Annotated in this window: 12 protein-coding genes and 1 other annotated feature; of the genes, 8 read left to right on the top strand and 4 right to left on the bottom strand. The window is 61.4% G+C overall.

The features are described 5' to 3' along the window. Positions 1 to 276: 276 nt before the first annotated feature. From rpmH to DN611_RS16355, 7 genes are all read left to right on the top strand, one after another. Complete coding sequence (gene rpmH / locus DN611_RS16385; RefSeq protein ID WP_021751147.1) at positions 277 to 417, top strand: 50S ribosomal protein L34; 141 nt, start codon at positions 277 to 279, stop codon at positions 415 to 417. Positions 418 to 538: 121 nt separating this feature from the next. Beyond that, the gene (gene rnpA / locus DN611_RS16380) at positions 539 to 883 is read left to right on the top strand and encodes a ribonuclease P protein component (protein ID WP_021751148.1); all 345 of its coding nucleotides are present in this window, start codon (positions 539 to 541) and stop codon (positions 881 to 883) included. Then, positions 883 to 1092 carry a membrane protein insertion efficiency factor YidD gene (yidD, locus tag DN611_RS16375; protein WP_025543888.1) on the top strand — a complete coding sequence of 70 codons (210 nt, stop codon included), beginning with the start codon at positions 883 to 885 and terminating at the stop codon, positions 1090 to 1092. Before rnpA ends, yidD begins: the two co-directional genes overlap by 1 nt. Positions 1093 to 1243: 151 nt before the next feature. Continuing rightward, positions 1244 to 2374, top strand: a complete 1131-nt coding sequence (locus tag DN611_RS16370; RefSeq protein ID WP_021751150.1) for a YidC/Oxa1 family membrane protein insertase — start codon at positions 1244 to 1246, stop codon at positions 2372 to 2374. A 15-nt stretch (positions 2375 to 2389) separates the two neighbouring features. Beyond that, positions 2390 to 3214, top strand: a complete 825-nt coding sequence (jag, locus tag DN611_RS16365; protein WP_119311864.1) for an RNA-binding cell elongation regulator Jag/EloR — start codon at positions 2390 to 2392, stop codon at positions 3212 to 3214. Positions 3215 to 3368: 154 nt separating this feature from the next. Continuing rightward, positions 3369 to 3577 (top strand) — a binding site (T-box leader). 56 nt (positions 3578 to 3633) lie between these two features. Beyond that, positions 3634 to 5049 carry a glycine--tRNA ligase gene (locus DN611_RS16360; protein ID WP_021751153.1) on the top strand — a complete coding sequence of 472 codons (1416 nt, stop codon included), beginning with the start codon at positions 3634 to 3636 and terminating at the stop codon, positions 5047 to 5049. Positions 5050 to 5736: 687 nt separating this feature from the next. After that, complete coding sequence (locus DN611_RS16355; RefSeq protein WP_119311863.1) at positions 5737 to 7686, top strand: LTA synthase family protein; 1950 nt, start codon at positions 5737 to 5739, stop codon at positions 7684 to 7686. A gap of 99 nt (positions 7687 to 7785) precedes the next feature. Here the strand turns inward: DN611_RS16355 and msrA are convergent, their stop codons facing one another. Genes msrA through DN611_RS16335 form a run of 4 tightly spaced genes read right to left on the bottom strand, consistent with a single transcriptional unit; the run spans position 7786 to position 11048 of the window. Continuing rightward, positions 7786 to 8364, bottom strand: coding sequence for a peptide-methionine (S)-S-oxide reductase MsrA (gene msrA / locus DN611_RS16350; RefSeq protein ID WP_021751157.1), 579 nt, complete (start codon positions 8362 to 8364; stop codon positions 7786 to 7788). Then, the gene (locus tag DN611_RS16345; RefSeq protein WP_021751158.1) at positions 8364 to 8669 is read right to left on the bottom strand and encodes a DUF6881 domain-containing protein; all 306 of its coding nucleotides are present in this window, start codon (positions 8667 to 8669) and stop codon (positions 8364 to 8366) included. Before DN611_RS16345 ends, msrA begins: the two co-directional genes overlap by 1 nt. Beyond that, positions 8654 to 9826: a serine-tRNA(Ala) deacylase AlaX gene (locus DN611_RS16340; protein WP_025543895.1), complete on the bottom strand. Its 1173-nt coding sequence runs from the start codon at positions 9824 to 9826 to the stop codon at positions 8654 to 8656. The genes DN611_RS16345 and DN611_RS16340 overlap by 16 nt, the downstream gene beginning before the upstream one ends. Positions 9827 to 9869: 43 nt before the next feature. Then, the gene (locus DN611_RS16335) at positions 9870 to 11048 is read right to left on the bottom strand and encodes a glycoside hydrolase family 3 N-terminal domain-containing protein (protein ID WP_021751161.1); all 1179 of its coding nucleotides are present in this window, start codon (positions 11046 to 11048) and stop codon (positions 9870 to 9872) included. A 140-nt stretch (positions 11049 to 11188) separates the two neighbouring features. Between DN611_RS16335 and DN611_RS16330 the strand changes: the two genes are divergently transcribed. After that, positions 11189 to 11881: a hypothetical protein gene (locus DN611_RS16330; protein WP_119311862.1), complete on the top strand. Its 693-nt coding sequence runs from the start codon at positions 11189 to 11191 to the stop codon at positions 11879 to 11881. Positions 11882 to 11954: the final 73 nt, after the last annotated feature.

The raw sequence follows: 11954 nt of genomic DNA, 5'->3' as shown, positions 1-11954 counted from the left end.
AGGAGATCCGCCTGCACAGGCAACAAGATATAGCGGCTTTGGACAGCATGGGACACCAGATTTTGAAATTTTCGAGAATCGCAACTGAAAAAAGAAAAAAATACGGAAATTTCGCAAAACTTTTAAGTTTTAGTTGACATATTTTCAAACAGTCTGTATAATATCGGTTGCGCCGCGATCATGCGGTCTTGATCTGTTTACTGCGCCGCCCTTTAGGCGGTGTCGAGTAAGTGCCGCCCTCAAAAGGGCCGCAATTCTGACAGGAGGTGTCTCAACATGGCAACGAAACGTACCTATCAGCCCAAGAAGCTGCACGGCCAGAAGGTCCACGGTTTCCGCAAGAGAATGGCAACCGCCAACGGCCGCAAGGTCCTGGCCCGTCGCCGCGCCAAGGGCCGCGCCCGTCTGTCCTACTGAGAAACGGACCGTGCGGGAGACACTTGAACAACGTCTTCAGGGACGGCGGGAATTCTGTGATTCCTCCGTCCCTCGTTGAGTTTGTGTCAGATGTGTCAAATGGGAGAAGGCAGGTGGCAGCATGAAGCGGGCAGTGACCCTGAAAGAGAATTATGAGTTCCGCCGGCTGTACCAGAAGGGCGCCTCCGCCGTGGGCGGAGGGATGGTGCTTTACTGCCGGAAAAACCGGCTGGGGCACAACCGCCTGGGCGTGACGGTATCCGTCAAGCTGGGTCATGCGGTGGTCCGCAACCGGGCCCGCCGCCGCCTGCGGGAGGTCTACCGGCTCAATTCCGGACGGCTCCGCCAGGGGTACGATATGATTCTGGTAGCCAGGGGACGGACCCTGACTGCCTCCTGGAAGGAGCTGAACGATACCTTCCTGCGTCTTTGCAGGAAGCTGGAGCTGCTGGAGGACCGGTCATGATGAAAAAGGTCCTGCTGGCCCTGGTGAAATTTTACCGGGTGGCCATCTCCCCGTACCGGCCGCCTTGCTGCCGGTATATTCCCACCTGTTCCCAATATGCGCTGGAGGCGATTGAGAAGTACGGCGCCCTCAAGGGCGGCTGGCTGGCGTTCCGGCGTATCCTGCGCTGCAATCCGTTTCACAAGGGAGGATATGATCCGGTCCCATGAGAGGAGGGGACAAGCCCCTCTGCCGGACCCTGTGCTGCTGTCCGGCCGTCTGTCAGCCGGCACTGCGGAATGCGGACAGGCCGAAAGCGGAAATGCTCCGCTCTGCGGGCGCTGAAAGCCCGGGTCCCATTACAATTTGGAGGAAGCATCTATGTTTTCAACCATCGGATACGCAATTTGTATCCCGTTTGCGGCCCTGCTGCGGCTGTTTTACAACCTGACAGGGTCCTACGGCGTGTCCCTGATCCTGTTCACGCTGGTCATCAAGCTGATCCTGCTGCCCTTCCAGATGAAGTCCAAGAAGAGCATGGTGCGGATGAGCCGCATGTCCGGCAAGATGCAGGAGATCCAGAAGAAATACGCCAACAACCAGCTGAAGATGCAGGAGGAGATGCAGAAGTTCTACCAGGAAGAGGGCTTCAATCCCATGAGCGGCTGCCTGTGGAGCTTTCTGCCCCTGCCCATTCTGATGGCCCTGTACTATATCATCCGGGAGCCCATTGTCTACTTCATGAACTTCGGCGGCAAGGACGCCGGTCTGGCGGTAGTGAATGCGGCCAGAAGTCTGATTGAAGGCGCCGGCATTGAGATCGTGGCCAGCCCCGGCTATGAGCAGATCGCCATTTCCAACATCATTAACAGCCAGTTCCCCGACTTCATTGCAGAGCATCCCGGCTGGGTGAACATCGACTACCACTTCCTGGGGATTGACCTGATCCAGACGCCCTGGAGCGCTGTCAGCAGCCTCTCCACGGGCATCACGCTGGCCGCGGTGGGACTGATTCTGATTCCCATCATTTCCGGTGTGTTCAGCTTCCTGCTGAGCAAGGTCAGCATGAGCCAGTCCGCCCAGACTGCGGCTGCCAACGGCTCCACCAAGATGATGATGTGGATGATGCCTCTGATGTCTATCTACATCGCCTTCATCGTGCCCGCCGCCCTGGGCGTGTATTGGGCTGCCCAGAGCGCGTTCTCCATTATCCAGGAGATGGTCCTGGGCAAGTTCTACACCAAGAAGCTGCAGGAAGAGGAGGACGCCCGGCAGGAGATGATCCAGGCGGACCGCCAGAAGCGGATGGAGGAGGCCAAGCTGCTTCAGGAGCAGCAGCGTCAGCAGGCCGCACAGAAGAAGAGCCTGAAGGAAAAGCGGCAGGCGGCGCAGGAGGCCAAGGCCCTGAAGGCCAAAAAGGCGGCCACCAGCACCACGGAAGCGGGCCGTGTGGGAGACCGGCCCTATGCCCGCGGCCGGTCCTACAAGGAGGACCGCTATGATGATCAGTAAGGAGCTTGTTACGCCATGAGACAGTTTATTGATGTAACGGGCAAGACCGAGGATGAGGCCATCCAGAATGCCCTGCGGCAGCTTGGCCTGGACCGGGACGATGTGTCCGTTGAGATTTTGGAGCGAGCAAAGTCCGGTTTCCTGGGTCTGGGCAGCTGCCCGGCCAAGGTCCGGGTGAGCTACGGCCCGGAGGAGGAAGAGGAGGTTCTCGCCCCCGCGCCTGCCCCCAAGGAGAAGCCGCAGGAAGAGCGGCCTAAGCCCCCCAAAGCGGAAAAGCCGCCCAGACAGGAGCGCAAGCCGGCGGAGACGCCGGCGCCCGCCCCGGAGGAGAAGACCCGGCAGTCCGCTCCCGTGCAGACACTGGGCGAAGAAGTGGATGACGAGAAGGCCCAGGCCATCCGTAAGTTCCTCTCCGGCCTGCTGGAGCAGATGGAGAGTGCTGCGGAGATCCACATCTATCTGCTGGAGAAGGGCCGCTACAAGGTGATCCTGGAGGGCAAGAATCTGGGCGCACTGATCGGCCGCCGGGGCGAGACTCTGGACGCCATCCAGCAGCTGACCAGCTATGCGGTGAACCGCAGCGGCAGCGGCCGGGTGAGGGTGCAGCTGGACGCGGAGAATTACCGGGAAAAGCGGGAGCAGAGTCTTCAGCATCTGGCCCGGAAGGTGGCCGCCAAGGTCACCAAGTACCGCCGCAGCGTGACACTGGAACCTATGAATGCCTATGAGCGGCATGTGATCCATACGGCGCTGCAGGATGTGCCCAATGTGACGACCTACTCCACCGGAACGGAGCCCAACCGCCGGGTGATCGTGGCCTACGATCGGGAGAAAAAGTAAATTGGGAAAGGCCGCCCTATGGGGCGGCCTTTTTCTGCGCTTCGGATAAGGGATCAGACCAGGGTCCGGGTGAGAGAGTGCCCTGCCTGGTGCGGCTTCTGTGGGACTCGGCCTTGACATTCTGATGAAAACGTGATACAGTTCTCACGATATCCAAAAGGCAGTGACAGGGAGAAGTATCCCCCATACCCCGGCAAAGAGAGAGGGCGGCTGGTGTGAGCCCTTGCGGGGAGGCGGAAGAACAGGCACCCTGGAGCCGCGGGGCGGAAATGCCCTGCCGGTCCCCGCCGTTACCGGGTGAAGAGTGCGCGTCAGCCAGGCGCGAATTCAGGTGGAACCACGGACTGATTGTTCGCCCTGAGCCGAAAACCGGCTCGGGGCGTTTTTTCTGTCCGGGCCGCCGTAAAGGAGAATGGAACATGAAAAACACCGAGAAGACCATGGAGAAGATCGTGGCCCTGTGTAAGAACCGGGGATTCGTATTCCCCGGCAGTGAGATCTATGGCGGCCTTGCCAACAGCTGGGACTACGGTCCCCTGGGCGTGGAGATGAAGAACAATGTCAAGCGGGCCTGGTGGAAGAAATTCGTCCAGGAGAATCCCTACAACGTGGGACTGGACTCCGCCATTTTGATGAATCCCCAGGTGTGGGTGGCCAGCGGCCACGTATCCACCTTCAACGATCCTCTGATTGACTGCAAGGCCTGCAAGATGCGCCACCGGGCGGACAAGCTGGTGGAGAGCTATGTGCAGGAGCACGGCATGGACGTGAACGTGGAGGCCATGACCCAGGAGGAGCTGGTGGCATTCATCCGGGACAACCAGGTGCCCTGCCCTGGCTGCGGCAAGAGCGACTTCACCGACATCCGCAAGTTCAACCTGATGTTCAAGACCCACCAGGGCGTCACGGAGGACACCGCCAACGAGGTGTACCTGCGGCCGGAGACCGCCCAGGGCATTTTTGTCAACTTTCCCGCCATCCAGCGGACCACCCGCCGGAAGCTGCCCTTCGGCGTGTGCCAGATCGGCAAGTCCTTCCGCAACGAGATCACCCCGGGTAACTTCATTTTCCGCATCCGGGAGTTCGAGCAGATGGAGCTGGAGTTCTTCTGTAAGCCGGACACGGATCTGGAGTGGTTCCAGTATTGGCGGACGTACTGCCACGACTGGCTGAAGGGCCTGAACATCAAGGAGGAGAATCTGCGGCTGCGGGATCACGAGCCCGAGGAGCTGAGTTTCTACTCCAAGGCCACTACGGACTTTGAGTATCTGTTCCCCTTCGGCTGGGGGGAACTGTGGGGTGTGGCGGACCGGACCAACTACGACCTGACCCAGCATCAGGAGCACTCCGGCCAGGATCTGACCTATTTCGATCAGGAGAAGAACGAGCACTATATCCCCTATGTGGTGGAGCCCTCCCTGGGCGCGGACCGGATGACCCTGGCCCTGCTGGTGGAAGCCTACGATGAAGAGGTGGTGGATGCAGAAAAGAACGACGTCCGCACCGTCATGCGGTTCCATCCGGCCATCGCGCCTTTTAAGTGCGCGGTGCTGCCCCTTTCTAAGAAGCTCTCCGAAAAGGCCCGTGAGATCCAGGCGGAGCTCAGCAAGGACTGGATGGTGGACTTTGATGACACCGGTTCCATCGGCAAGCGGTACCGCCGGGAGGACGAGATCGGCACGCCCTACTGCATCACGGTGGACTTCGACACCGTGGGCGATGCGGATAAGGCTGGTGACAACTGCGTTACCGTCCGGGACCGGGACACCATGGAGCAGGTGCGGCTGCCTATCGACCAGCTGAAGAGCTATCTGGCGGAGAAACTGGCATATTGATGCCTGTGTCGATCCTGCTCCAGAACGCCGCGGCGCGGCGTCCGAGCATTTTGCCGGAGGCAAAATCTCGCCGGAGGGCGGATTCATTCCGCCCGAGGAATGAGATGGGACAGGGGTCCCGCAAAAGCAGTGCTTTTGCGGGAGGGCAGGTGCGGCTGCCTATCGACCAGCTGAAGAGCTATCTGGCGGAGAAACTGGCATATTGATGCCTGTGTCGATCCTGCTCCAGAACGCCGCGGCGCGGCGTCCGAGCATTTTGCCGGAGGCAAAATCTCGCCGGAGGGCGGATTCATTCCGTCCGAGGAATGAGATGGGACAGGGGTCCCGCAAAAGCAGTGCTTTTGCGGGAGGGCAGGTGCGGCTGCCCGTCGACCAGCTGAAGAGCTATCTGGCGGAGAAACTGGCATACTGATGCCTGTGTCGATCCTGCTCCAGAACGCCGCGGCGCGGCGTCCGAGCATTTTGCCGGAGGCAAAATCTCGCCGGAGGGCGGATTCATTCCGCCCGAGGAATGAGATGGGACAGGGGTCCCGCAAAAGCAGTGCTTTTGCGGGAGGGCAGGTGCGGCTGCCCGTCGACCAGCTGAAGAGCTATCTGGCGGAGAAACTGGCATACTGATCGGAGATTATCGGGGCCGCGGGAAATCCCCGCGACCCTTTTTATAACCTGGGAAATGAGGTAGAAGTGTTGAAGAGACAGAAGCGGCCCCGGGCGTTGGGGCCGGTGTGGCTGCGCTGGGTCATGTTTCTGGGCGGCAGCCTTTGCATGGGGCTGGCTGTGGCGGTGGCCGTCCAGTGGGTGGTTACCGGTTCCCTCTCCATCGTGTGGGAGTGGTTCGTGAAATGGCCCACCTATCTGCTGCTGACCGGCGTCCTTTACGGCGCTGTGGTGTTCACCCTGGGGGCGCTGCTGGGTAGATTGTGGCTTTCCGCTATACTGGTGGGGGTTGCCGGACTGGTGCTGTCCCTGGTGGACTATTTCAAGACAGCTATCAACGGCACGCCACTGGTGCTGGCGGACTTCGGCCTGGCGGCACAGGTGGGAGAGGTGGCCGGTGTGGCGGGAGAGCTGCGCCCGCCGGTGGATTTCTGGATGGCGATGATCGCCCTGGGGATGTGTGTGGGGATTCTGATTCTGGTGCGGCGGCTGACGCTGCTCACCGGGCGGTGCCGCTTTGTCACTTTTTCCGTTTCCCTGGCCCTGACCATTGGGCTGTTTTCCACACAGGGAGCCCAGGCGGCGGGGGCGGTTTTTCAGGTGGATGTGAACACCCGCCTGGCTGCGGCCAACAGCCACGACACCTACGGTTTGACGCTGAGTCTCTGGCGGGACTGCTTTCTTCAGGCCAAGAAGAGCCCGGAGGGATACAGCGAAGCCTACATGGAGCAGGTCCTGGCCCGGATCGACGAGATCCTGACAGAGGACAGCGCCGACGCCCCCGCAGCGGCGGTGCAGCCCAACATCATCGTGGCCCAGTCGGAGTCCTTCTACGATCTGACCCGGCTGCCGGGCCTTCAGTATGAACGGGATCCCCTGGAGAATTTCCATGCCCTGGAGAGCGAGGGCATCAGCGGCACATTCCACAGCCACTATCTGGGCTACGGCACCGGCTATCTGGAGATGTCCATGCTGTATGGCGTTACGGAGCTGGACTTCGGTGCTGGGACGAACATCTGCTTCCTGGAGGATGACGCCTATGAGAAATTCGACGCCCTGCCGGAGCAGTATACCAAGAGCGGCTACCGGGCGGAGATGCTCCATGGGTATAACGACAGCCTGTATAATCGAACGGTGACCTATCCCAGGCTGGGCTTTTCCGACCTTCTGTTCTCCGCAGATATCCAGGCTCTGGACTTTCCCTGGGAGGGGGGCATCTACGGCGGGTATTACATGCGGGACAGTTACTTCTTCCAGGCCATGCTGGACCGGATGGAGGACATCAACAGCAGCGGGGAGCGGGCGTTTCTCTACGGTATCACCATGGAGAACCACCAGCCCTTTGACCCGGAGAAATTCAACTATGAGTGTCAGATCGGCGTCACCAGCGAAAGTCTCGGCGAGGAGGATATGGCCATCGTCCGGGTCATGCTGGAGGGCATCACCCGGGCGGATCAGGCCCTGGGAGATCTGACAGACGCCCTGCGGGAGAGCGAGGAGCCTACCATCGTGGTGTTCTTCGGGGATCACAGGCCCAATCTGTTCATGACGGACGGGGACACAGTGTACACAAAGTTGGGCCTCTGCCCGGATAACGACACGGTAGGCTGGACCCCGGAGGAGATCAGCGACCTGTATTCCACGGACTATCTGATCTGGGCCAATGATGCGGCCTTGCTCCAGGGGCAGGCAGGCACCCGGCGGGACAGCAGCATCACCGCCATTGGCCCCCAGCTGCTGGAGCTGACCGGTCAGCCGGTCACCCGGTACTGGGCGCTGCTGGAGAAGGTGAGCCAGGTGTGTCTCACCAACACGGAGCTGTACTTTGTGGATGGCACGGGGACGCCCAGCGCCGGCGTGGAGGAGGCGGCTCTCTCCGACGAGGCCCGGGAGCTGCTGCAGCTGCGGGAGGATGTGCTGTACGACGCCATGTACGGCCAACAGTATATCACTGCAGAGATGAACGAGCCCGTCCAGTGACGGAAGCTGAATCAAAGAGAGCGCCGCAGGCATCCGCCTGCGGCGCTTTTATTTACACAAATATGGTCAGCCTGTGGAAAACAGAGTTTCCCCCGCCCGTCAGAAAGACACTTCTCCGGCTTCTTTCCAGGTCTGCAGCAGCTCTTTTGCGGGACGGGTATAGGTCTTTGTGGAAAAGGGGAAGTCCGGCAGGGCGGCCAGTTTCCAGGGGGCCACGTGGCAGTAGCCCCGTGGGTGCTTTTCCAGATACCGCTGATGGAATTCTTCCGCTGGATAGAAACATGCCAGGGCCTTCAGCTCCACGGCGAAGAAGGGAACGGCCGCGGCCTCCAGGGCAGCGATGGAGCGGATGATGCCCTCGTCCGCCGGGTCCATCCAGTATACGCCGGTCTGGTACTGGCTGCCCACGTCCGGTCCCTGACGGTTGGGAGTCTCCGGGTCGATGGCGGCAAAAAAGACAAAGAGCAGGTGGGGCAGGGAGACAGTCCCGTCTTCATACGCCACTTGCACCGCCTCCCGGAAGCCGGTGCGGCCGGTGCAGACATCGTCATAGTTGGCGTGATCTGCCGTGTCTCCGTTGGCATAGCCGGCGGTGACATCCAGTACGCCGGGCAGGCGGCGATACAGGGCCTCCATGCCCCAGAAGCAGCCCCCGGCAAAACAAATGCTTCTTCTCATCAGGCAAACATCCCCATAAAGCCGTCCGGCCGCTCCTGGGCCTGTCCCCAGATCTCCCAAAACGCGGCCGGAGTGATGGCGCGGGCGGTGACTTCCCCGGGGCGGTTCAGCGTCCGCAGGTCCTCCGGGTAGGGGGCAGGAGAGAGAGCCTCCTCCCGGCCGTAGTCGCCGCCGTAGGCAAAGCAGAGGCCATTGGGGTAGAATTCCACCCGCCGGACCTCCCGGCGCCCGCTGTCCAGTTCCGCGTAGATGAACCGGGGCTCGTCCTCTTCCTCAAGATTCTGTTCGATCAGCACGTAGGACATTCAATCCCCTCCTTGCGGAAAAAGTCATAGATGGCGGTCCGGTCCGCCTGCACGCTGCCCTGGGCAAAGCCGTTCCGCCCGCCACCCCGGCCGGAAAGAGCGGCGTTCAGCCGCTTCACCAGGGGAGAGATGTCCGCCCCATCGGCCTGGACAAGGGCATAGACGTAGGAGGACTCCGCTCCCGCGAACACCGCCGCCAGACCGCCGGAGGCCTTTGCGGCTGCGTCTGCCAGCTTTCTGGCTCCGTCCGGCCGCGTGGGGGGCTCCAAAAGCAGCAGATCTCCCCGGTCTGTCAGGGCCTGGGCCCGGAGGGAGAAGAGCTGATCCTCCAGCTCCGTCATCCGCTGCTTGGCGGCGGCCAGCTCCTCCGCCTGCCGTTCTGCGGCGGCCAGGGTGTCCTGGGGTTTTACAGACAGCAGCTGGGCCACGGCGCGGTCCTGGTCGTATACCTGGGAGAGATACCGGTAGGCCCGCGATCCGCAGAGAATCTCCAGCCGCACCCCCTCCCGAAACTTTTGGCAGGAGAGGACCTTGATAATCCCCACCTCACCGGCCCGGCGCACGTGGGTGCCGCAGCAGGCGCAGCAGTCCGCCCCGGGGAAGGCCACGATCCGCACCTGGCCGGTAAGCGCTTTCTTGCTGCGGTAGTTCAGACGGGCCAGCGCATCCGGCGCGGGGAAGGTGATGTCCACCGGAGTGTCCTGCCAGATCACCTCATTGGCGGCCTTTTCCGCGGCCATGACCTGTTCCCAGGTCAGCTCGGCATTGTAGTCGATGGTCACCGTGTCGGCCCCCAGGTGGAAACCCACGTTGTCACAGTGGTACAGCGAGCACAGCAGGCCGGAGAGAATGTGCTCCCCGGAGTGCTGCTGCATGTGGTCGAACCGGCGGGGCCAGTCAACGGCCCCCGCCACTTGGGTGCCGATCTCCACAGGGCCGTCACAGGTGTGGAAAATCACGCCCTTTGTTTCATGGACATCCGTGACCTGGACTGCGCCCAGAGTGCCGTGGTCCGCCGGCTGTCCGCCCCCCTCCGGGTAGAAGGCGGTGCGGTCCAGCACTACGGCCCAGCCAGATTTGGATTTTTCACAGGAGAGCACCCGGGCGGTGAAGGCGGTGAGGTAGGGATCTTGGTAATAGAGTTTTTCCGTTTCCATGTGGAAAACTTCCTTTCGTCAGGGGATGGGACCGGGAGGTATGTTACAGCAGCCCCAGATTCTGCTTCCAGGTCAGCACCCGGCGGCAGGCGGTGTCGATGGTCTCCTCGGACAGGGCGCCGCTTTCCAGCGCCTCCAGGACCTTGGGGATCTGGGTGCGGTAGTCGGTGGTGATGACGAGATCGTTTCCCGCCTCCAGGGCCATCACCGCCACGGCCCCGTCGGCGCTGTACGCTGCAACTGCCTCCATGGCCAGATCATCGGTCATCACCACGCCGTCAAAGCCCAGGTCCGTCCGCAGCAGGCCGTGGACCTTCGGGGACAGGGAGGCGGGGAGATCTCCATCCACAGCAGTCATGATATTGTGGGAGACCAGCACAGCGGTCTTTCCGCCGCCGCTCTCCATACCCGCCTGGAAGGGGAGGAAGTCGGAGGACGTGAAGGACTCCAGCGGCCGCTGGTCCACGGCGATACCGGTGTGGGTATCCACATTGTTCCCATAGCCGGGGAAGTGCTTGAGGACGCTGCCCATACCGTCCTCCGCCATCTGCGAGACCACCTGGGCCACATAGTCCGCTGTGGCGGCCGCATCCTGGCCGAAGGTGCGGTCATACATAAAGTCGGCGGGGTTGGTGGACACATCTGCCACCGGGGACAGGTTCACGTTGAAGCCCAGGGCGGAGAGAAGGAGGTCCTTCTCTCGGGTATCTGCCAGCACGGCCTCCATGCCGCCGGAGGCATAAGCTTTCTGAGGAGAGGGGAACTTGGAGGCCCGCAGATGGGGATTGGAGCTGACCCGCACCACCGTGCCGCCCTCCTCGTCCACGCCGATCAGCAGCGGGATTCCGGTGTCCACAGCCGCGGCGTCCTGATAGCTCTGAATGGTCTGGATCAAAGCATCGGCAGTTTTGTCCGCCGTATCCCGGCCGAAGAGGATGTAGCCGCCCAGATGATAGGTGCTCACGTCGGAGACCGCGTCTGTGTCGGGTACCCGGACAAAGAACAGCTGGCCGACCTTTTCCTCCAGGGTCAGGGAGGCAAGCAGGTCCTCCACCTCCTGGGCGGCCAGTTCCTCCGGCGTGGGTTCCGGGGGCGCCTCCGGCTCCTGGGGCTGAATGTCCACTAAGGGTTCCTGGGAAGTCTCCTCTGTGGGGGAGCCGCCGCAGGCAGTCAGGCTCAACAGGGAGAGGACAGCCAGCAGAATTGTAAAAAGTCGTTTCATAAGAGCTCCTTTCTGCTGTGGAGTGATGATATGAAGTGTATCACATCCAGGCCCGAAAGAAAAGACTGTTACTGATTTGTGGTGGAATCCAAACGGACCCCGTGGTATGCTGGCAAAAATAGAAGGGAGCGTGTGACAACATGCGGATGGCGGCTCTACTGATGGCAATGATCGCCCTGCTGGGGAGTCCCCAGGGGGAGGGGACGGTCTCGGAGACCACCTGGGAGATGGTGGCTGTACAAGTGCTGGAGGAGACACCGGAGACGGCGGCACGGACCCTGCTGGACTGGGCGGGCTCTGGACAGACGATCCCGGAGGAGGACGTGGTCCTGGCCCTTTTGGAGGAGATGGAGGCGGAACCGGCAGCCTCCGCAGTGGCATTTGCAGCGGTTCTGGACAGGGCGGACAGCCTGCGGAAAGCAGGTGAGGCGCCGGAGCTGGGAGAAGAGACCTACCGGGCGGCGGTCCGGTCCCTGTCCCCCTTTTTCACCAGGCTTCTGGGGACGGAGACCACGCTCTGGCAGGAGGAGCCCTCTGCCTGGCCTGCGGATTTGGCTGCGTTTGACGGCATCTGGTGTGACAGCACCTTGCAGGAGCTGCTGATCTTCCAGAGCGGCACCTGTCGGGTGGTAATCCCCTACCTGGACTACTATGGGGAAACGGCCTTTTCTGCCCGGCTGCGGGACCGCGGCGGCATGGGCTGGTGTCCGTCGTTGGAGATAGATATCCACGAATCCGGCGATTTCTCCGGGCCGCTGACCTATTACGTCTCCGGTCTGGCGGAGGACCATTTCTGGTGCAATACCCAGGGCCAGCGGTTTGACAGGCTTTGACCTCCGGAGTCATGAAGGTGGTATGCGTGGGATGATGCCGGAAAGTGGAAAAAAAAGAGGCGGAACGCAGAAA

Origin of the sequence: Oscillibacter sp. PEA192, from assembly GCF_003574015.1 — a bacterium.
Classification (GTDB): domain Bacteria; phylum Bacillota; class Clostridia; order Oscillospirales; family Oscillospiraceae; genus Oscillibacter; species Oscillibacter welbionis.
The sequence above is the reverse complement of the archived record's forward strand: the minus strand, read 5'-3'. Positions and strand labels throughout refer to the sequence as shown.

Bases quoted from the DNA above. Each gene is read 5' to 3' on its own strand.
- rpmH (WP_021751147.1), top strand. From the start codon at position 277: ATGGCAACGAAACGTACCTATCAGCCCAAGAAGCTGCACGGCCAGAAG.
- rnpA (WP_021751148.1), top strand. From the start codon at position 539: ATGAAGCGGGCAGTGACCCTGAAAGAGAATTATGAGTTCCGCCGGCTG.
- yidD (WP_025543888.1), top strand. From the start codon at position 883: ATGAAAAAGGTCCTGCTGGCCCTGGTGAAATTTTACCGGGTGGCCATC.
- DN611_RS16370 (WP_021751150.1), top strand. From the start codon at position 1,244: ATGTTTTCAACCATCGGATACGCAATTTGTATCCCGTTTGCGGCCCTG.
- jag (WP_119311864.1), top strand. From the start codon at position 2,390: ATGAGACAGTTTATTGATGTAACGGGCAAGACCGAGGATGAGGCCATC.
- DN611_RS16360 (WP_021751153.1), top strand. From the start codon at position 3,634: ATGAAAAACACCGAGAAGACCATGGAGAAGATCGTGGCCCTGTGTAAG.
- msrA (WP_021751157.1), bottom strand. From the start codon at position 8,364: ATGAGAAGAAGCATTTGTTTTGCCGGGGGCTGCTTCTGGGGCATGGAG.
- DN611_RS16345 (WP_021751158.1), bottom strand. From the start codon at position 8,669: ATGTCCTACGTGCTGATCGAACAGAATCTTGAGGAAGAGGACGAGCCC.
- DN611_RS16340 (WP_025543895.1), bottom strand. From the start codon at position 9,826: ATGGAAACGGAAAAACTCTATTACCAAGATCCCTACCTCACCGCCTTC.
- DN611_RS16335 (WP_021751161.1), bottom strand. From the start codon at position 11,048: ATGAAACGACTTTTTACAATTCTGCTGGCTGTCCTCTCCCTGTTGAGC.
- DN611_RS16330 (WP_119311862.1), top strand. From the start codon at position 11,189: ATGCGGATGGCGGCTCTACTGATGGCAATGATCGCCCTGCTGGGGAGT.